A 19,823-nucleotide genomic window follows, 5' to 3' on the forward strand; every position below is an offset into this window, starting at 1 on the left:
GAATGACACCATGACCTTCACCGCCTCCGTCCACGAACGTTTCCGAAGCGTGCCCTTAGGCCTTGCGGCCTATTGGCCGGGCTTTGCCGTCACTGCGGCTGTCGCCGTCGCCGCCCAGTTTCTCTCCGACCACTATGGCGCGCCGGCCATGCTGATGGCGCTCTTGCTCGGCATTGCCTTTCACTTTCTGTCGGAGGAGGGGCGCTGCGTCGCCGGCATCGATTACTGCGCCAAGAAGGTGTTGCGCATCGGTGTCGCGCTGCTCGGCATGCGCATCAGCGTCGACCTGCTGATCGGGCTCGGAGCGAGCACGATCCTGCTTCTCGTCTCGGCCATCGCCGCCACCATCTGTTTCGGCCTGCTCGCCGCAAAGCTGCTTGGGCGCGGCTGGCGGCTGGCTCTTCTCACCAGCGGTGCTGTCGCGATCTGCGGTGCGTCGGCGGCGATGGCGATCGCCGCGGTGTTGCCAAAGAACGAGTTCTCCGAGCGCAACCTGATCTTCACCGTGCTTTCGGTCACGGTCCTCTCCACCCTTGCGATGATCGCCTATCCGATCATCGCTGACACCATGGGGCTCGATGCGCGGGCGACCGGCATCTTCTTCGGCGGCACCATCCACGACGTCGCGCAGGTCGTCGGCGCGGGCTTTTCGGTCTCGCCGGAGGCGGGCGAGACCGCGACGCTCGTCAAGCTGATCCGCGTCACCATGCTGGCACCGGTCGTGCTCATCTTCTCGCTGTCGCTGCGCAAGGTACCGCAGCCCGAAGGCGAAACCGGCAAGCGTCCGCCGCTGCTTCCCGGCTTCGTCGTCGCCTTCCTGATCTTCGCAGCACTCAACTCCTTCGGCTTCGTGCCGGAGCTGGTGGCCAAGGCAGGCATGGAAACCTCCCGCTGGGCGCTGCTTGCCGGCATCGTCGCCGTCGGCATGCGGACTTCGCTTCGCCGTGTTCTCGACGTCGGCGGCGACGCCGTCGCGCTGATCGTCGCCGAGACCGTCTTCATCGCCCTCTTCATTCTCGTCGGCATTCACTATCTGGGGCACGCCTGATGAAACCGCTCGACCGCATTCTCGACGCCGCGAAAGCCGCGCCACGCCATATCGTTCTTGCCGAGGGCGAGGACCCGCGCATCGTCGAAGGCGCCTTGCGGGCCGTGCGGGCCGGCCTTGCCGAGATCACGCTCGTCGGCAACCGCAATGTCGTTGAGGAACGGCTGGCAGAAGCAGGCGCACGATCAGACGAGGTCCGTATCGAGGATCCGGCCTTGTCGCCGCTGAGCCCGCGTCTCGCGGCCGCCTACCATCAGCTGCGCCGGAGCAAGGGCGTCGATGAGGGAGCGGCGGCCGAAGCGGTGCGATCGCCGCTCGTCTTTGCCGCGATGATGGTGCGCGAGGACGAGGCCGACGGCACGGTCGGGGGCGCGGTCGCAACCACGGCCGACACGGTGCGGGCTGCCCTCCAGACCATCGGCCGTGCTCCCGGTGTCGGGCTGGTGTCGAGCTTCTTCCTGATGATGCTTTGCGCGCCGCACCACGCCAAGAAGGGGGCCTTCGTCTTTGCCGATTGCGGGCTGGTGGTCGACCCCGATGCTGCGGGCCTTGCCGATATCGCGGTCACGTCGGCAGGATCCTTCGAAGCGCTCGCCGGCAAGCCGGCGAAGGTGGCGATGCTGTCGTTTTCGACTGCCGGCAGTGCGGCGCACGAGCGCGTTTCGAAGGTGGTGGAGGCGACACGGCTTGCGCATGCCGCAGCGCCGGGTCTCGTGATCGACGGCGAGTTGCAGTTCGACAGTGCCTTTGTCGAGGCCGTCAGCGCGGCAAAGGCACCGGATTCGGCGCTTCACGGCGAGGCCAATGTCTTCGTCTTCCCGAACCTCGATGCGGCAAACATCGGTTACAAGATCGCCCAGCGGATCGGCGGCGCCGCCGCCATCGGCCCGATCCTGCAGGGGCTCGCCAAGCCCGCCAATGATCTCTCGCGTGGCTGCAATTCCGATGACGTCTTCCACATGATCGCCGTCACCGTGGTCCAGGCTTCGAGCGGGCAGGGCTGAGACCTGCGATTTCCATCTCGCTTGCTTGCGTCGACCGTCCCTGCGGCGTCGCGCCCGTCAGGCGAACCGGACGGCGGCCCGTGCGCGTGCCTTGGCAGCCTCTTCTTCGCGGTTGCGCGGGGGCTGCGACGTCTCAAGCGCGTCGATCAGTTCCTGCGCGCAGGCCGCGATCGAACGGACCGCGCGCTCGAACGCCGCTTCGTTGCGCTTGGATGGCTTGTTCGTTCCGCTCAGTTTGCGCACGAACTGCAACGCGGCGTCATGGATCTCCGCGTCCGTCGCCGGCGGCTCGAAATTGAACAGGGGTTTGATGTTTCGGCACATGACGGGCTCCCGGTCCTCTTCCTTATCGCTCCTGTCGAGGCCCGGATCTTAATGCCCGTTCCTCATCGGCGGAAGACCTTTGCCGTCCCCTCCTGCAGATCCGGCTGCCGGCGAGCCTCCCGTCAGGAGTTCCTGCCGTTCTGAGCCAGGCGCATGCCGGCCGCGCGTCCGCCGCTCGGCACCACGACGATCTGCTTGACCTTGCCCTGCTTGAAGGCGGTCAGGAACCGTGGATAGTCGGCGAAGGCGACGCAGCCATGGGATTCCGCGCGCTTGCCGCGCAGCAGGTAGCTGTGGGTCAGGAAGCCGTCGCGGCCGTGCTTGTTCTTTCCGTCGACCGGCAGCATGCGGATCGCCTCGACCCCGTGGAAGCGCGTTTCGCGCATCCTGAGATTATAGGTGTGCGGCGGGGTCGGTCCGGTCATCCTGACATTCACATAGCGTGGATTGTCGGCCATCTTGCCGATCCCGGAATGGGCCTCGAGCACACTGCCGTCGGGCATGTAGACCTTGGCGGCGGTGATGTCGTAGACGGCAACGCCATTGCCCGCCTTGGCGCCACCGCCAAACATGTTGCGCAGCGCCTGGCCGAAACCGGTGCCGGCGCTGTTCTCGGTCGGATCCTCCGGCCGCGCATAGGCAAGTTTCTGCTTCTTCGGCGGTTCGTCCTCGTCTGCCTTGGCGGTCTCTTCTTCTTTTTTCGCCGCTGCGTCCTCGGCCTGCTTGGTCGTGGGTTTTTCGTCTTCGGCAGGCAGCTTTTCCGTCTGCGCACTTTGCGGGCGGAACTGCGGCATGGGACCGACAGAGGGCGTGTCCTCATGGCTCGGCAGGGCGGCCGTGTCCTCGGCTGTATCCTGGTCCGACTCTTCGGCGAGATCGTCCTCGGAAGGTGCGGTCAGGAGCGCGGAAAAGGCGCTGTCTTCCACATGGCTCTGAGCGGGCGTGGCGTAGGCGAGCTGGACCGGCTTGTTGTCCAAGGCACCGCCTGTCACCGGCGCGAAGCGCTCCGGCGCCGGCAGGCCAATCGTCGCGCTCTGATGGCGCGCCTCCGCAGAGGGAGCGGAATTGCTGGCGATCTTTTCGGACGCCAGCACGGCCTTCTTCACCGCGGCTGCAATCCGGGCACTCTTGCCGATCATTTCGGCGTCCTTCGGGAACTCGGGATCGTGCGCGAATCTCGCTTCGCTGGGGGCGAGGCTAGCGACCATGACCGGCTGCGCGGCGGCGGCAGCCACCAGCCGCGTCGCCTGGTTGGTTCTGGCGTGTTTGTCCCAGGCGCGGTCTTTCGTCTTCTCGACCAAATGCAGCTGCGGCCTGGGCAGCAGGCTGCCCGAACCATGCGCATAGGAACTGCCGATTGCCGCCATGCCGACAAGCGACCACGCAGCAGCGCCAACGAGAGCGGTACCGCAGCAAGTGATCAGCAATGGGCGCAACAGACGGCGCAAAGACTGTGAGCGAATGATCTTACTCAACTACGCAAATCAAGCCAGAAAATCCCACAAAGGCTCTCTGCCCGGCGAACGACCGCCGCTGCACGATTTCTGGATTGTCCCCTTCTTGACGACTGATGGACAAAAGATGGACAAGTATGGTTAAATTTTGCTTTCCAACGGCCGAAATAGATCTCGAATCGAATTTCTTGCGCCTCACGGCGCCATTCGGTCCATTTTCCCGATGGTCGGCAGTTGAGCGCAAGACCACGAAGGCTCTTGCGACACTATCCCCGATCCCGGGAACGCCTGCCGTGCGGCGTCGATATCCACGACCTGTGGCGTCATTGTGGCCTTCAGATGCGCGCTTGGCCGAAGGCCAGGCGAAAGCACGCGCCTCCCGTTGGCGAGGTCAGGATGCTGATGCGCCCGTTGTGTCGCTCTGCGATCTGAAGAACGAGGTTCAGTCCGAGGCCCGCCCCGCGGTCGCGCGGCTTGAGACGATAGAACGCCTCGAAGACACGCTGGCGTTCCGCCTCGGGAATGCCGGGGCCGTCGTCGCTGATTTCTATCACGCCGTCCGGTTCGACCCGCACGACGATAACCCCCTGGTTTCCCGCATGCTCGATCGCATTCTGGACGAGATTGGTGACAGCGCGTTCGAGGGAGGCTGCGTCTCCCTGTATCAGCGACTGCTCAGTGTTCTGTTCGAAGGACAGGTCGTAGCCCTCGTCGATAGCGAGCGGCGCGAGGTCCGCAGCGACGGTGCGGCATAGGGCGACGAGCTCGACGGAGGTGAACGGCCGGGCATTGGCCTCGAGCCGCTGAAGGTCGAGCAGCTGCTCAGCAAGCGCCGATATCCGCTCGCAGTCGGAGACCAGCCGGTCGCGCTCCGGCCCGCAGGCGAGCAAATCGAGCCGCGCCTGGAGAATTGCCACAGGGGTTCGCAACTCATGGGCGGCGTCGAGGATGAAGCGCTGGTGTTGTCCATAGGATTGATCGAGCCGGTGGAGCGCGCTGTTGATGCCGCGCACGAGCGGGCGGACTTCGCTCGGAACCGCCGTTTCGGCCAGACGGTGGCTTCGGTGCGCAATGTCGATCTCATCCGTTTCGCGGGCGAGATCGGAGATGCCCCGGATCGCCCGGTTGACGATGCGAGGCACCCCGAAGATCGTGACGAGCGCGAGCAGCACCAGCATCGGCGCGACGAACAGCCGAGAAAACGAGAGGATGAGGGAGGGCTGGCTGAGAAGCGTTCCCTGTCCGAACACGGTGAAGGTGCCTTCCTCGTTTGTCATGCGCCGGATGACGGCGAGATAGTGCGATGGCGGACCGTCGTCGCGGATGTCCGAATAGGTCATTCGGCCAAGGACCCCGCTCATGCCGCGGTAGATATCAGGCACGTCGCCGGCCTCGATGATCTCGCCCTTCTCGCTGCGCGCAATGAACCAGAAATCGGGTTGCTTGATACGAACGCGCGCCAGGTCCGCAGTGTCGGCGAGTTCGAACTTGCCGCTGGCGTTTCTCTTGAGCGCGCGGAACGCCGTCTCGACCGGGGCCGGACTGACAAGCGCGCCACCCTCGTCTGCGACCACCAGGAGCGTGACGAAGGATAGGCCGAAAGCAAAAAGCACCGCCAATTGCAAAACCAGCAGGTGAGCGATGAGACGTTGCTTGAGAGACCTTGGCCAAAGCTTCCACACGATCCGCACCATGTTGTTGGATTGCAAACGCCGCCGAGCCTGGCTGACGTTGTTTTGACGCGGTAAGAACCGGTGTCAGTAAAACCTTGAAGCGACGATTGTAAACATCAGGTTGCATGGACATTACGCGTGTTTGGCGGGGCAGGGCGCGGCTCCGTTCAAGGCGCTGACTTGTCCCAGGCTCTCGCGAAATCGACGAAGGCTCTCAGTGCCGCCGGCATCTGTCGCCGGCTCGGATAATAGAGATAGAGGCCGCCATAATAGGGGCACCAGTCTTCAAGGACGCGGACCAGCTTGCCTTCGTCGATGAGGGAGCGCACCTGATCCTCGAAGGTAAAGGCAACCCCTGTACCCAGCAGCGCGGCTTCGACCATCAGATCCTGGTCGTCGACGACGAGGGGACCGGTCACCTCGACCTGAACCTCGACGCCCCCGCGCTCGAACTCCCATGCATAGAGCCGCCCGCTGCCGAAGCGCAGCCCGATGCAAGGCAGCGCCTTCAGGTGGTCGGGGGAGGTTGGCCTCGCGTGGCGCTCGAAGAAGGACGGGGTTGCCACGATCGCGGTACGCTGACGCGGTCCGACGGGAACGGCGATCATGTCCTGGGCGATAATCTCGCCGAAGCGGATGCCGGCGTCGAAGCCCTCCGACACCATGTCGACGAGATCGTTGTCGACGACGATCTCGATATTGACCTTCGGATGGTTTTCCAGAAACCGAGCGACCAGGGGTAGCAGCACCATCCTTGCCGACGTGCGTGCCGCATTGAGCCTCAACCGCCCGACCGGCGCTCCGCGGAAGTTGTTGAGGTCATCGAGCGCGTCCTCGATATCGCGAAAGGCCGGCGCGACGCGGGCGAGCAGACGCTCTCCGGCCTCGGTCAGGGCGACGCTGCGGGTGGTTCGGTTGAAGAGCCTGAGGTCCAGCCGCTCCTCAAGCGCCTTCAGGGCATGGCTGAGGGCGGACGGCGTGCAGCCGATCTCGTCGGCGGCGCGACGGAAGCTGCGGTGGCGGGCGAGCGCCAGAAAAGAGGAAAGGTCGGTCGGCGATATGGTTCGCATTATTGAGATCTGCTCATCAACTTAACGAGAATTCTGTCGATTATCTCAGCAGACGTCTCGCAGTACAACCTCCTCAGCCGCCGACGATGAGCGGCGAAACAAATCGGAGGTTCACATGCATACCTGGTTCATCACTGGCGCATCCCGTGGATTTGGCGCCCTTATCGTCGAAAAGGCCCTGGCGAAGGGCGATCAGGTGGTCGCGACGGCGCGCAATCCCAAGGCGATCGCGGAGCGCTTCGCAGATCATCCCAACCTCCTGGCCGTGGCGCTCGACGTCACCGACGAGGCCCAGGCACATGAGGCCGTCACACAGGCGATCGCGCGTTTCGGGCGCATCGACGTTCTGGTCAACAACGCCGGCTATGGTCTGCTTGGCGCGGTCGAAGAGGCGAGTGGCCCCGAGATCGAGGCGCTCTATCGTACCAACGTCTTCGGGCTTCTTGGCGTGACCCGCGCCGTGCTGCCGCACATGCGTCGCCAGCGCGCGGGGCGGATCCTCAATTTCTCTTCCATCGGCGGCTACCGCAGCGGGCCTGGCTTCGGCGTCTATTGCTCGACGAAATTTGCCGTCGAGGGATTGACGGAGGCCCTGGCGGCGGAGCTTGCGCCTCTCGGCATCTATGCGACGGCGATCGAGCCCGGCTACTTCCGCACGGACTTTCTCGACCAGACGTCGCTGAGCGTCAGCCCGATCGAGATCAGTGACTATGCCGAGACCGCGGGCGCGGTCCGCAGCAAGGCGAAGGAGATCAGCCATAACCAGCCAGGCAATCCCGACAGACTTGCCGACGTGCTGATCTCGTTCGTCGATGCGGACCAACCGCCGGTTCGACTTCCGCTTGGCAGCGATACGGTCGCAACGATCGAGGCAAAGCACGCTTCGGATCGGGACCTTCTCGCCCAGTGGCGTACGGTTTCCGTTTCGACCGACTTCGAACCGGCTGCTTGAACGGAGCCTGAGCCGATCTCCCGCTGATCAGCATAAGATGTCGCCGGTACCGACTGCCCGGAACCTTCCGGGATGCGGTACCGGCGATCCAATCCCGGCGTTTTCGCGCAAAGGTGCTTGTCGGACTCTAAAACATGAGTATAAGAGACAAGTATTATTGATCATGCGGCATCGGTCGAGCCGCAGGTTTTTCCCGCGAAGTTTGCCCTCATGCCTGTCGAAATCCACCCCCAAGACCACCGTGTCGCGCTTCGCTAGGAGGGGCGGCAGGATGGCAAGTTCTCTCAATCACTGGCTCGGCCTGCTCTTCAGGCGTCACCACAAGGAGGTGGTGCGCTATGCATCGCGCCTGATCGGCAACCGGGACGATGGCGAGGAAGTCGTGCAGAACGCCTATCTGCGCATGGTGAGGGTGGACCGCCGCAGCGTCGAGCATCCGCGTTCCTACCTGTTCAAGGCAGCGAGAAATGCAGCGATCGACTTTCGCATCAAGCTCGAGCGGGAGTGGTCGCGCCGGGTCGAACTGGACCAGGCGGACCGGCTGTCGTCGCCCGACGATTTTGCGCAGAGGCTGGAGTTTCGCGACAAGGTCGCAGCACTTTCGGTGCTCCTGAACGAACTGCCGAGCGCCTGCCGGACGGCCTTCATCATGAACAAGGTGGAGGGGCATTCGCACCGGGAAATAGCCGAAACGCTGGGCATCTCGGTCAGCATGGTCGAGAAGCACATGCTGCGTGCCCTGTCCCATTGCCGCGACGTGCGGCGCGAGATGGACCATGTCTGACAAAGCGCCGGCCGTGAAACACGCATCGACACCACCGCATTGTCCCTCCAGGGACATTTCCGACGCGGCGCTCGCCTGGGTCGTCCGCCTGCATTCCGGGGAAGCCACCGGCGACGACCGGCGCGCCTACGAGGCCTGGCGCGGACAAAGCGTCGAGCACGAGGCAGCGGCGCTCGAAGCCGAAACCTTGTGGAGCGACGCGGCGCATCTCAGGCGTGATCGCCGGACCGGTCTTGTCTATCCCGGCCGCGACACGGCCATGCTTTCGCGCCGCCGGCTTCTGACCGGCGCTGCGGGCATTGCGGTGCTGGGAGGCGGGCTGACCGCTTCGCGCCCCTGGCTGCGCAGCCTCGGCTCCGACTATGCGACCGACACGGCAGAGACGCGATCGATCGACCTGCCCGACGGATCGCGAGTGGTTCTCAACGCCCGTTCGGCGATGGACGTCAATTTCGACGAACGGGCGCGCCGGGTGGTTCTGAAGGAAGGCCAGGCATTCTTCGACGTGGCGGCGGAAGCGCGACCCTTTCGCGTTGCCTCAGGCGGCGTCGTCGTCACCGCCCTCGGCACCGCCTTCGACGTCGACGCCAACACTGCGGACGGCTCGCTCGGCGTCGCCGTCACCCGTCATTCGGTTCGCGTGCAACCAACGGCCGGTGGCTTTGCCGGCGTTACGGTCGCCGAGGGACAACGCGTGTCGGTCGCCCGCAATGGCGTCGTCGGCGCGCCCGTCGCGCAGGATCCGGCAATCGCGCTCGCCTGGCAGTCCGGCATGTACGTGGCCGAAAACCGCAGGCTCGATGACATCGTCGCCGCTCTGAGCCGCTATCACGGCGGCTGGATCGTCTTCAGTCACGACAGCCTGAAGTCGACGCGGGTCAGCGCTGTACTGGACTTAAGAACGCCCGACGCCTCGCTTGCAGCGCTTGCGTCCGGCCTGCCGATCCGGGTCACGCGCATGACACGCTTCATGACATTGATCTCGGCAGCCTAGCCGTTCTGAAATTTTGTTCGAACCGCGTTGTGGTTTTTTGGCTGGCGCCTCGTCTCGGCTTTTGAGGGATGTGTCCTGCCACCAGCAACACCGATCCCTCGCTCACAGGCATGGGAATAGGGATCAGATGTCCAGACAAACGGGGCGAAACAAACTTCTTGGCGCGGTCGTGGTCGCAACCACGGCGGTCGGGTCACTTCAAACGGCAATGCCGGCTTTGGCACAACAGGAACGGTCTGCCCGCGCAGGCGTCCTGGCCTTCGACATTCCGGCGCAATCCCTGACCGGGGCGCTCACGGCGTTCGCGCGGCAATCCGGGCTGAGGCTCGCCTATTCGGCCTCGCTGACCCAAGGGAAATCCGCACCGGCCGTCAGCGGACCGATCGCCCCGACGCAGGCCCTTTCGCAGCTGCTCTCCGGAAGCGGCCTCTCCTATAGCCTGAGCGGCGGGACCGTCACGATTACCGAACGGGTCTCCGGCGCGCATGCGGTCGGCGCAGCCGGCGGCGAAACGATGCTCGCACCGATCGTCGCCGGCTCCGGGATCATCAATCCCGTGAACGCGCCCTATGAAACGGCCGCGCCGACCGCCTACATCTCTGGAGAAAACATCGACCGTTTCCGCGGCTCGAGCCCGGCCGATATCTTCCGCGGCACGCCGGGCGTGCTCTCCGGCGAAGCGCGCAACGGTGCCGGCGCCGTCGACGTCAACATCCGCGGCATGCAGGGCATGGGCCGCGTCGCCGTCACCGTTGACGGCGCCAGCAATTCGGCCACGGTCTATCAGGGCTATCAGGGCATCTCCAACCGGACCTTCGTCGATCCGGATTTCCTCGGCGGCGTCGAAATCACCAAGGGTTCGGACGTCGCATCGAGCGGCATTGCCGGCACGGTGGCGATGCGCACGCTCGATGCCGGCGACATCGTGAAGGAGGGACGGACATTCGGCCTCAGGGTCAAGGGCGGCTTCGGCACCAACACCTCCACGCCGCCGCCGGCCGGCACCACCGCCGGCTATGCCTGGCCAGGTGGCACCTGGGCGCCTCCCGTGGCAACGGCAAAGAGCGACGGAATGGACCGCCCCTCGTTCTTCGACCCGACCAGCGGCTCGGGCAGCATCGTCGGCGCGATGCAGGAAGAGAACGTCGATCTGCTTGCCGGCTACGCCTATCGCCGGCAGGGCAATTATCACGCCGGCACCAACGGACCGGCGGCAAAACCGGTCAGCATGGGGCCGCGACCCTTCTGCTACGAGAGCGGCGTGTGCCTGCCGCCGGCCCGGGGCTGGAAGGACTATATCGACAATATCGGCATCGCCAACTATCGCGCCGGCGAGGAAGTGCTCAACACGCAGCTCCAGACAAAATCCTATCTCGCCAAGGGTACCGTTCGTTTCGAAAACGGTCATAGCCTGCAATTCGGCTACAACGGCTTCCGCAGCGAGGCCGGCGACCTCCTGGCGTCGCGCCTGACATCCGATCGCGGCCAGGCGATGCAGCAGGGCCAGACGGCGGGAACGAAGGTCGATGCCGGCACCCTTCGCTACGGCTGGAAGCCGGACGACAACGACCTCATCGATCTCAAGGCCAACCTCTGGGCCACGCGCCTGGAGCTGCGCAATCCCCGGCGGAGCGGCGTGCTCTATCCCCAGCCCGGAGATTTCGGCCTGCCGGCCGACTTCCGCACCGGATCCGATACCTTCATGTGGGGCGCCGATGTCGCAAACACGTCGGCATTGACGACCGACTACGGCGCGCTCGACCTGACCTACGGCCTGTCGTTCCAGAGCGAGGACACGCGACCGAGCAAGTTCACGCCTGAACTCGAAACCTGGCTCGACCTTCGCGACGGCACGCGGCAGGAGGCGGCGGCCTACACCAAGGCCGCCTGGAAGGCGACCGATTGGCTGACGATCAATGGCGGCCTGCGCTATCAGCACTACTGGACCGAGGATCGAAACGCCCCGGAACAGGTCCGCCCCGGCTACACCTACGACACGGCCCTCAGCGACGGCGGGTTCAGCCCGTCGGTGGGCGTGACGCTGGAGCCCTTCGACGGCACCCAATTCTATGTGAACTACTCGAGCGCACTGCGCTCGCCGAGCATCTTCGAGGGCGTCTCGGCCTTCACCATGAACGTCAATTCCGACGTTAGGCCGGAGCGATCCAACAATTGGGAAGTGGGCACCAATCTCAGACGCGAGGGCGTGATTTCAGCCGACGACCAGGCGATGATGAAGCTCGGCTTCTTCGACTGGAACGTCGACAACTACATCTCGCGCGAATGGTATACCGACCCGCGCGGGATCTCCGGCATGCGCATCCACAACATCGCCGGTGCGCATTTCCAGGGTATCGAACTCTCCGGTCGCTATGAACGCGGCGGCTTTACCGCCGAGCTTGCCGCCAACTACTACACCGATGTCGAGTTTTGCCGAACGGCCACGACCTGCGGGAACAAGTCGCTCTACGCCGACTACGCCACCAACCAGGTGCCGCCCGAGTACACGGTCGCGCTGACCCTGTCGCAAACGTTCCTCGACGACGCCTTGACGGTCGGCGGGCGCGTTTCGCGAACGGGATCGCGCGCGATCGGCCACGGCGACGTGACCGCCCAGGGCGCCTCGCAGTTCATCTCGCTGATCGACTGGAAGCCCTATACGCTGGTGGACGCGTTCGCCGAGTACCGCATCAACGAGAGCCTGACCGCCAGCTTCCGGATCGAGAACCTGACCGATGCCTATTATGTCGACCCCTTGAGCCTCGTGCAGCAGCCCGGCCCGGGACGCACCTTCTACGCATCGCTGAAGGCGGAGTTCTAAGCCCCACGATCAAAAATGCCGTCCTTGGCCGCGCCGAGACAGGCGCGGGCGGCAGCGATCTCGCTATTCGACGGCAGCGGCTACCGCACTCTCGTCGCGGCCCCGCAATGGTTTTTCCGGCATGAGATGAAAAAAGACGAGCGCCGCCGCCATCGCTGCGGCGCTCGCGATGAAAATATAGGTGAAAGGCACGGCCGACGTGATCGTCGTGCCGAGAGTTTCCATCCCTTCGCCAGCGAGCGGCAGGCCGTTGCCAAGGGCGATCGCGCCGAATGCCGCGACGCCGAGAGCGCCACCGAGCGATCGCAGGAACGTCAGAACGCCGGTTGCGACGCCGAGATGCGCCTGGTCGACGGAGTTCTGAACCGAAATCGTCGCCACCGGAAACGTCATGCCCGAGCCAAAGCCGGCGGCGAATGTCAAAAGCTCAAGGACGATCAGCGAAGTTCGTCCGGCAAGAACGGCAAGGGCCGCCAGGCAGAGGAAGGCAAGCGCACCGCCAACCAGCGCCATCCGCTTGTAATGAACCATGCGCGCTATCGTCCGCCCGCTGGCTGATGCACCACAGACAGTTCCAAGCAACAGGCCGAGCATCACGACACCCGAACTACTGGCCGACAGCCCATGGAACGATTGCGCGTAGACGGGGATATAGACCGCGAGCCCGACATTGGCGCCCTGGGCCAGGAACATGGCAAGCGTTCCATAGCGCACGACAGGATTGCCGAGCACTTCCAGCGAGATCAGCGGTTCGCTCGCCCTGCGCAGTCGCAGGGCAAATGCGAGCCACAGGACGACGGAAGAGCCGAGCAAGCCGAGTATGACGGTGGAAAGCCAGGGATAGCGGCTGCCGCCCCAGTTGAGCGCAAGCAGCAAGAGCGCGGTCGCGGCGACGAGCAAGAAAGCACCGGCGCCGTCGATCCGGTGCGCACGGGCGACGGTCGGAAGCTTCCTCAACGGCCTGTTGATGATCGCCATTGCCGCAAGCCCGAGCGGAATATTGATCCAGAAGATCAGGGACCAGTGCAGATGCTCGGCGAAGGTGCCGCCGAGCAGCGGTCCGGCGATGCTCGCAACCGCCCATGTTCCGGATATCCAGGCGGCGTAGCGCGCCCGTTCCTTGGGCGGAACGAGGTCGCCGATGACGGTCTGCGCCAGCGCGAACAGGCCGCCGCCGCCCAGGCCCTGCACGGCGCGGCCGACGATCAGCGTCAGCATGTTGGGCGCCAGCGCGCTTATCAGCGATCCCGCGAGGAAGATGACGATGGCGGCAAAGATCGTCGGCCGCCTTCCGTAGATGTCCGAGATCTTGCCGTAGAGCGGCGCCATGGCCGTCGCGGTCAGCAGGTAGCCGGTCACGACCCACGGCAGGTACTCGCTATGTCCCAGCGCCTTGCCGATGGTCGGCATCGCCGGCGCCACGATCGTCTGGTCGAGCGCAGCCAGAAGCATGGAGAGAAGAACGCCGCCGATGATGATGTTTTTTTCCGGCTCGGAAAGGGCGGATCCCGTTGCGGCCATTCCATTTCGATGAAGCGTCTCTGTCATTCCGAAGGTCCGATTGCGATCCGTCGTTCAGCCTGTGCCGATGGCATTCAGAAAGGCTGGCACGCCGATAGTCAACCGGCGCGGCGGCCAGACCGCGGCCTTCAAGGGGTGGCAGGGAACGAGGCTATCGGGGAAGGGTCGTAGCTGACGCGCGCCAATTTGACAAACTTTGCCAAAAAATGCCATTCTCCCTGCAGCAACGGAGGCCGACATGGCGACGATGAACGTATCCTTGCCCGACCCGATGAAGGATTGGGTGGAAGCGCAGACGCGCACGGGCCGTTATGCCAATGCCAGCGACTATGTGCGCGACCTCATCCGCAGGGACCAGGAGCGGAACGACAAGGTTGCGGTGATGCAGCGCTTTGTCGACGACGGTCTGAAGAGCGGCGTCGGGTCGCGTTCCAGGGACGAACTCTTTTCCGCGGCGCTGGCGCGCGCTGACGCGCCGCGCGGATAATGGCATTCCGGCTTTCCGTCGCGGCAGAAGAAGACATCATCGCGATCGCCGAGGATGGGGTGCGCCTTTTCGGCGCCGCCCAGGCGCGACGATATCACGATGAGCTCTTCGACATTTTCGCCCTGGTTGCCGCCAATCCGGGCATGGCGCGCGAGCGCACGGAACTGTCGCCGCCGATGCGCATCCATCCGTTCAAGGCGCATCTGCTCGTCTACCGGATCGAGCCGGACGGCGACATCCTCATCGTTCGTGTCCGCCATGGGCACGAGGACTGGATGAGCAACGCACTTTAAGCAGGGGACGACGTCTCGTCGCCGTCCCCGTTGCTTTATCGGTCGAGCAGGCGTTTGCCTGCAGCCGGTGTCAGACGCTCTTGCGCGTGACGAAGCGCGTTTCCAGATAGGCCTCGATCGCTTCGGAACCGCCCTCGGTGCCGTAGCCGGAATCCTTGATGCCGCCGAAGGGGACTTCCGGCAGCGCCAGGCCCAGGTGGTTGATCGAAATCATGCCGCTTTCGACCTCGCTTGCGAGCCGATAGGCGCTGCGCTCCGATCCGGTGAAGGCATAGGCCGCAAGGCCGAAGGGCAGGCGGTTCGCCTCATGGATCGCCTCGTCCAGGTCGCCGAAGCGGTTGATGATCGAGACCGGACCGAAGGGCTCGTCGTTCATGATCCGGGCCGTCACCGGCACGTCGGCAAGGACCGTCGGCTCGAAGAAGTAGCCGCGGTTCCCGATGCGATGGCCGCCGGTTGCAAGTCGCCCGCCGTGTTCCACGGCATCCGAAATCAGGCTTTCGATCGCCGGGATGCGCCGCTCGTTGGCAAGCGGCCCCATGTCGACACCGGCTTCGAGACCGTTGCCGACCCTGATCTTTTTCGAGGCGGCGACGAAGCCGTCGAGGAACTGGTCCGCGACGCGCTCCTGCACGAGGAAGCGGGTCGGCGACACGCAGACCTGGCCGGCGTTGCGGTACTTGCTGCCGGACATGACGGCGACGGCGCGCTCGACATCGGCATCATCGGTGACGATGACAGGCGCATGCCCGCCGAGCTCCATCGTGGCGCGCTTCATGTGCTGGCCGGCAAGGGCAGCGAGCATCTTGCCAATCGGCGTCGAGCCGGTGAACGACATCTTGCGGATCACCGGATGGGCAATCAGATATTCCGAGATGACGGAGGGCACGCCGTAGACGAGATTGACGACGCCTGCCGGAAGCCCGGCGTCGACAAAGCAGCGGATGAGCTCGGCCGGCGAAGCCGGCGTCTCCTCAGGCGCCTTCACGATGATCGAGCATCCGGTGGTCAGCGCCGCCGACAGCTTTCGCACCACCTGGTTGATCGGGAAGTTCCAGGGCGTGAAGGCGGCAACGGGACCGACGGGCAGCTTGACCGTCATCTGGGTGACGTCGGGTGCGCGCGGCGGAATGATCTGGCCGTAGGCGCGTTTTCCTTCCTCGGCGAACCACTCGATGATTTCGGCCGCAGCCAGGATCTCGCCCTTGGACTGGGCAAGGGGCTTGCCCTGTTCGCGGGTCATCAGAAAGGCGATGTCGCCGGCCCGTTCGCGAAGCAGGGCGGCAGCCGACCGCATCACCTGGGCGCGATCGAAAGCAGACGTTGCCCGCCACGTCTTGAAACCCTTTTCGGCCGCCGCAAGCGCCTCGTCCAGATCCTCCACTTCGGCCCAGGCCACATGCCCGATCGCTTCTTCGTTGGCAGGGTCGATGACGGGAATGGTCTTGCCCGATCGCGCCGGCCGCCAGGCGCCGTCGATATGAAGCAGAGTGTCTGGATAGTGAGCCATGGGAAACCCTTTACTGAATGAAATTCGTCGCCTTGCTTGCGACGCCGTAGGATCAGGTCGATGGGGGATGGGCTGCCTGGCCAGGCAACCTCAAGATCTGGAGATGGGGACGTGGCTGCCGCGTTGCAAGCCGTCATCCCTGTCCCGGATGATCTGAAGACGCTCAGGCTCTGCACGTCAACCCCCTGGCTGCCTGCCCGCGGCTGTTTGACTGCCGCTGTCCAAAAGGGCGGCAGATCAGGCGAGCGCCGATGTCGCCTGCCGCTGGCCCCTGAAATGGGCGAGCAGGAGATTGCAAAGGCTTTCCATTGCGGGCCCGCGAACCCGATCGATCCGGCGGATCGCATAGAAGGGGAGAAGCGGGCCGGGAAGACCGTTGCGGGTTGCAAGCGGTACCTCGCAGAGGCGCCCTTCGTCGAGATCGGCCCTTACCAGCCACAGGGGCAGATGACCCCACCCGGCTGCGGCAAGAATGAGCGCGTGTTTGGTGGCGATGTCGCTGACCCGCAGCGTTTGCTGCGAGAACACGGCGTAGCTCACCCCTTGCTGCTCGGCAGAGGGATCCGCGACGACAATCTGCAGATGGTCGGCAAGGTCGACCGTCGTCAGGCCCGCGGATCCCTGGACGGCAGCCGCGAGAGGATGCTCGCGTGCCGATACCGGCACCATGCCCGGAAAGACGGCGACCGCCTCGCTGGCGATATGCGCGTCCGTCTCCTGCGCGGCGGTCAGACCAAGGTCGCAGTCCCCGTCGAGCACCAGGTTCAGCGCCATGGTCATCGGCGCCGTCACGAGTTCCACCCGCACACCGGGATGGGAGAGCGTGAAGTCGCTGACAACCCGGGCGATATCCGGCAGCGGAAGCAGCGGGTCGAGTGCAACGCGCAGTGCCGATTCCATACCCTGATTGAAGCCGTTCGCCTTGGCGCGCAGCGCGTCGGCCTTGATCAGCAACGTTCTCGCTTCCGCGAGCAGCGTCGCTCCCGCTTTCGTCAGCTCGGGGCGGTGCTGGGAGCGGTCGAACAGCGGCAGGCGCAGTTCCGTTTCGAGGTTGAGAATGGCGTTGCTGAGGCCGGACTGGGCACGCCCGAGGACGCGCGCCGCCGCCCGGAACGAGCCGTGGTCGACGATGGCGACGAACACGCGCAACTGGTCCAGTGTCAGGGCATCCAGCATGATCGGCTATCCTGATCAATATGATCGATATTCGAGCAATTACATGGATCAATGAATTGAGGCAATGCTCCGCCTAGGGGTCTGAGGGAGCAGGAAATGAAACGGGCGATCACCGATCACGCCACTGGCACGCGGGAGGCTCACGACCGTGATCGCATCATCCTCGGCTCCGACGCTCGTCCCCTCCCGCACAACTTCGGTGAAGCCTCTATCGCCGGCCGGCCGCCGGACGAGGCTTTCCTGCTGCTAGAGCCTGGGGCGGATCCGGTATTCCGCACCCACGTTGCCGGATCTGTCGTCCAGGCTCTAGTGGTCGGCCATTGGACCGCCAGGCTCAGTCTCTCCTTCAGCGACATCGGCGTGCCGGCAGCGGTCGAGGCCTTACGGTGAGGCCGCGCATGCGCCCCATCCCCGAAATCGCTGAGGCCAATGGCGCATCACCCGCTGATGCCCGCGATGTCGGCGCCATTCTCGCGCTCGTCGCCCGTGTAGAGGAGACCCAATGGGCCCGGGACGTCGACGGTTTCGCCTCGCTGCTTGCACCGGAGGCCGTGTGGACGACGGCTTTCGGGCGCCGGCTCGTCGGCTCGCAGGCAATCCACGCCTTCACCGCCGCGGTGCTCCCGACCGTGTTTCGCGATTTCCAGGCGTTCTACGACGTCGAGCGCATCACCTTTCTGCGTGCGGACGTTGCCGCCGTGAACGTGCGGCAAATTCCGGTCGACGCCAAAGGCAATCACCGGGCCGGCGAGGACGAGGGACGGCCGCTCTACATTCTTCGACGTCACAATGACGCCTGGAGGATCGTCATCGCCCAGAACACCACGCACCAAAGCGAAAAGATCGCCGCCCAGAAGCGGGCGGTGGGTGAAGCAACCAGCAGCGAGACCCACGAACATGACTGAAAGATCCGTCAACCACGCAACCTTCGTCATTCGCCGCAGCTTCGCCGCGACCCCGGCACGTGTCTTCCATGCCTTTGCGGACGCCGCCACCAAGCGGCGCTGGTTCGTCGAAGGGGAGGGATGGACGATCGAGGCGTTCACCTCGCTCTTCGAGGTTGGTGGGCGCGAGCACAGCCGCTTCCGCTTCGGCAACGACCCGGCAATCAGCAACGACACGATCTATCTCGAGATCGTTCCGAATGAGCGCATCGTCTTCTCCTATACGATGACCGTGGACGAAAGGCCGATCTCGGTCTCTTTGGGAACGCTCGAATTTGTGGCCGAGGGTGAGGGAACATGCCTCACCTATACGGAGCAGGCCGCCTTCCTCAATCGTCTTGACGAGCCGCGCGAACGGGAAATCGGGTTTCGCGAGCTGCTCCAAGCGCTTGCCCCCTTAGTCGAGCGCCCGCCGGTGGACGCCTGAGGGGCGGCCGTCTGCGGCTTCAAAGATGAACAATTTTTAATTGTTTTTCAGTGTCTTGCGCCATTGAAGCGGCCAGATTCGGGCCCAACCTGCGATGGTCGGCACCACCTGTCGCTGCGTGCCGACCGCAAGGACTGCGGAGGCGCCGATGGTCAGCCGGTCAGGTATCACGTTTCGTATCGCCGTCGTTCTTCTCTCGATCGCCGCGATCGGGTTCGTGGTCACGCGTAAACCCGCCCCGACGGAAGCGAAATTGCCCGGCAGCGCCGCCGCAAGCGCAAGGCATGGCGGCGCGGTGTCCGTGCAGACGGCGATGGTCACGCTTAAGGACGTCCCTGTCGTCGTCCATGCCCTCGGCAACGTTCAGGCTCCCGATACCGTGGAAGTGGGCGCGCGCATTGCGAGCCAGATCACCGCCATCCGCGTCAAGGACGGGCAGATGGTCAAGGCGGGCGACCTGTTGTTCACGCTCGACGACCGCGCGATAAAGGCCGGGCTCGCTCGTGACCAGGCGATCGTCGCCAAGGATACAGCGCAGCTTGCCGACGCCAACACGGAACTCGAGCGTGCCAAAACCTTGCGCGACGACAAGACCGGCACCCAGCAAAGCTATGACACCGCTCTCTCGCTGCAGCAGGCGGCGCAGGGGACCCTGGATGCCGATCGCGCCACCGTGGATGCCGATCAGGTTACGCTAAGCCTGACCGAGATCACCGCGCCGATCGGTGGACGCCTGGGCGCCGTGCAGGTCGCGCTCGGCGACCTCGTCGGTCAATCGGGCGCAACATCGAACAATCTGGTGACGATTACGGCGATCGACCCGATCGACGTGACGTTCCGCCTGCCGGAAGAGCGCTTGCAGACGTTCAAGGATCTGATTGATCGCGGGACGCCTCCAGCGGTTCGTGCGAGGTCGAGCGGCACGCAAACGGTGATCGGCGAAGGCGTACTCGATTTCATCGATTCCGCCGTCGATACCGCATCCGGCACCATCGCCATGCGCGCGACCTTCCCCAATGCCACGCAAAGGCTCTGGCCGGGCCAGTTCGTGGATGTCGATATCGATCAGGCGCAACTGCATCAGGCGCCTGTTATCCCGAGCGTTGCAGTCCAGCCGGGACAGGACGGCCCCTTCGTCTTCCATGTGAAGCATGACAACACAGTCGAGACCCGCGCCGTGTCCGTGCTGGCCGACGACGGCAAGGAGGCCGCCATCGGCACGGGCCTTGGCGCCGGTGACCGGGTCGTCGTCGAAGGGCAGGCGCGCCTGAAACCGGGGGACGTCGTTGTCGCGGCCGGCGGGGCTGCGACAGATTAGGTTTTGCCGATCATTCGGGAGTG

The 19,823-nt window shown here is 64.5% G+C and carries 19 protein-coding genes; 12 read left to right on the plus strand and 7 right to left on the minus strand.

Annotated features, from left to right (window positions below; translation table 11 throughout):
* Positions 1 to 10 precede the first annotated feature (10 nt).
* Positions 11 to 1,048 (plus strand): YeiH family protein, encoded by a 1,038-nt coding sequence (locus tag C1A35_RS07305; RefSeq protein WP_104663684.1) that lies wholly within the window; start codon positions 11 to 13, stop codon positions 1,046 to 1,048.
* Positions 1,048 to 2,052 carry a phosphate acetyltransferase gene (gene pta, locus C1A35_RS07310; RefSeq protein WP_104663685.1) on the plus strand — a complete coding sequence of 335 codons (1,005 nt, stop codon included), beginning with the start codon at positions 1,048 to 1,050 and terminating at the stop codon, positions 2,050 to 2,052. The genes C1A35_RS07305 and pta overlap by 1 nt, the downstream gene beginning before the upstream one ends.
* Positions 2,053 to 2,109: 57 nt before the next feature.
* On the opposite strand, the gene C1A35_RS07315 is transcribed toward pta, so the two are convergent.
* The 4 genes from C1A35_RS07315 to C1A35_RS07330 all read right to left on the minus strand — a co-directional run bounded on the left by C1A35_RS07315 (position 2,110) and on the right by C1A35_RS07330 (position 6,573).
* A complete protein-coding gene (locus C1A35_RS07315; protein ID WP_104663686.1) occupies positions 2,110 to 2,376 on the minus strand; it encodes a DUF2277 domain-containing protein in 267 nt (88 codons plus the stop codon).
* A 122-nt stretch (positions 2,377 to 2,498) separates the two neighbouring features.
* A complete protein-coding gene (locus C1A35_RS07320) occupies positions 2,499 to 3,851 on the minus strand; it encodes a tlde1 domain-containing protein (RefSeq protein ID WP_440271501.1) in 1,353 nt (450 codons plus the stop codon).
* 314 nt (positions 3,852 to 4,165) lie between these two features.
* A complete protein-coding gene (locus C1A35_RS07325; RefSeq protein ID WP_234822829.1) occupies positions 4,166 to 5,443 on the minus strand; it encodes a sensor histidine kinase in 1,278 nt (425 codons plus the stop codon).
* Positions 5,444 to 5,670: 227 nt separating this feature from the next.
* Positions 5,671 to 6,573 (minus strand): LysR family transcriptional regulator, encoded by a 903-nt coding sequence (locus C1A35_RS07330; RefSeq protein WP_104663689.1) that lies wholly within the window; start codon positions 6,571 to 6,573, stop codon positions 5,671 to 5,673.
* A 115-nt stretch (positions 6,574 to 6,688) separates the two neighbouring features.
* On the opposite strand from C1A35_RS07330, the gene C1A35_RS07335 reads away from it, so the two are divergent.
* The 4 genes from C1A35_RS07335 (at position 6,689) to C1A35_RS07350 (ending at position 12,124) form a co-directional block, all read left to right on the plus strand.
* On the plus strand, positions 6,689 to 7,525 hold the full coding sequence (locus C1A35_RS07335) for an oxidoreductase (protein WP_104663690.1): 837 nt from the start codon (positions 6,689 to 6,691) through the stop codon (positions 7,523 to 7,525).
* Between the two features lie 271 nt (positions 7,526 to 7,796).
* Positions 7,797 to 8,309, plus strand: coding sequence for a sigma-70 family RNA polymerase sigma factor (locus C1A35_RS07340; RefSeq protein WP_104663691.1), 513 nt, complete (start codon positions 7,797 to 7,799; stop codon positions 8,307 to 8,309).
* Positions 8,302 to 9,303, plus strand: a complete 1,002-nt coding sequence (locus tag C1A35_RS07345) for a FecR family protein (protein ID WP_104663692.1) — start codon at positions 8,302 to 8,304, stop codon at positions 9,301 to 9,303. Before C1A35_RS07340 ends, C1A35_RS07345 begins: the two co-directional genes overlap by 8 nt.
* 127 nt (positions 9,304 to 9,430) lie before the next feature.
* Positions 9,431 to 12,124 carry a TonB-dependent receptor domain-containing protein gene (locus C1A35_RS07350; protein ID WP_104663693.1) on the plus strand — a complete coding sequence of 898 codons (2,694 nt, stop codon included), beginning with the start codon at positions 9,431 to 9,433 and terminating at the stop codon, positions 12,122 to 12,124.
* A 63-nt stretch (positions 12,125 to 12,187) separates the two neighbouring features.
* On the opposite strand, the gene C1A35_RS07355 is transcribed toward C1A35_RS07350, so the two are convergent.
* Entirely contained in the window at positions 12,188 to 13,672 is a 1,485-nt protein-coding gene (locus C1A35_RS07355; protein ID WP_104663694.1) for an MDR family MFS transporter, read from the minus strand.
* Between the two features lie 211 nt (positions 13,673 to 13,883).
* On the opposite strand from C1A35_RS07355, the gene C1A35_RS07360 reads away from it, so the two are divergent.
* Both C1A35_RS07360 and C1A35_RS07365 read left to right on the plus strand, forming a co-directional pair.
* Complete coding sequence (locus C1A35_RS07360; RefSeq protein ID WP_104663695.1) at positions 13,884 to 14,132, plus strand: type II toxin-antitoxin system ParD family antitoxin; 249 nt, start codon at positions 13,884 to 13,886, stop codon at positions 14,130 to 14,132.
* Entirely contained in the window at positions 14,132 to 14,425 is a 294-nt protein-coding gene (locus tag C1A35_RS07365) for a type II toxin-antitoxin system RelE/ParE family toxin (protein ID WP_104663696.1), read from the plus strand. Before C1A35_RS07360 ends, C1A35_RS07365 begins: the two co-directional genes overlap by 1 nt.
* Positions 14,426 to 14,495: 70 nt before the next feature.
* Here C1A35_RS07365 and C1A35_RS07370 read toward each other — a convergent pair whose 3' ends face one another.
* Positions 14,496 to 15,935 carry an NAD-dependent succinate-semialdehyde dehydrogenase gene (locus C1A35_RS07370; protein WP_104663697.1) on the minus strand — a complete coding sequence of 480 codons (1,440 nt, stop codon included), beginning with the start codon at positions 15,933 to 15,935 and terminating at the stop codon, positions 14,496 to 14,498.
* Positions 15,936 to 16,172: 237 nt separating this feature from the next.
* Positions 16,173 to 17,111, minus strand: coding sequence for a LysR family transcriptional regulator (locus C1A35_RS07375; protein ID WP_104663698.1), 939 nt, complete (start codon positions 17,109 to 17,111; stop codon positions 16,173 to 16,175).
* 96 nt (positions 17,112 to 17,207) lie between these two features.
* Here C1A35_RS07375 and C1A35_RS07380 point away from each other — a divergent pair, with 96 nt between their 5' ends.
* The 4 genes from C1A35_RS07380 to C1A35_RS07395 all read left to right on the plus strand — a co-directional run bounded on the left by C1A35_RS07380 (position 17,208) and on the right by C1A35_RS07395 (position 19,800).
* Positions 17,208 to 17,501 carry a hypothetical protein gene (locus C1A35_RS07380; RefSeq protein ID WP_104663699.1) on the plus strand — a complete coding sequence of 98 codons (294 nt, stop codon included), beginning with the start codon at positions 17,208 to 17,210 and terminating at the stop codon, positions 17,499 to 17,501.
* Positions 17,502 to 17,509: 8 nt separating this feature from the next.
* Entirely contained in the window at positions 17,510 to 18,016 is a 507-nt protein-coding gene (locus C1A35_RS07385; RefSeq protein WP_104663700.1) for an SgcJ/EcaC family oxidoreductase, read from the plus strand.
* A complete protein-coding gene (locus C1A35_RS07390; RefSeq protein WP_104663701.1) occupies positions 18,009 to 18,482 on the plus strand; it encodes an SRPBCC family protein in 474 nt (157 codons plus the stop codon). Before C1A35_RS07385 ends, C1A35_RS07390 begins: the two co-directional genes overlap by 8 nt.
* A gap of 148 nt (positions 18,483 to 18,630) precedes the next feature.
* Positions 18,631 to 19,800 carry an efflux RND transporter periplasmic adaptor subunit gene (locus C1A35_RS07395; RefSeq protein ID WP_104663702.1) on the plus strand — a complete coding sequence of 390 codons (1,170 nt, stop codon included), beginning with the start codon at positions 18,631 to 18,633 and terminating at the stop codon, positions 19,798 to 19,800.
* Positions 19,801 to 19,823: the final 23 nt, after the last annotated feature.

It is taken from the genome of Ensifer adhaerens (genome assembly GCF_002940685.1).
In the GTDB taxonomy this organism is placed as follows: Bacteria; Pseudomonadota; Alphaproteobacteria; order Rhizobiales; family Rhizobiaceae; genus Ensifer; species Ensifer adhaerens_E.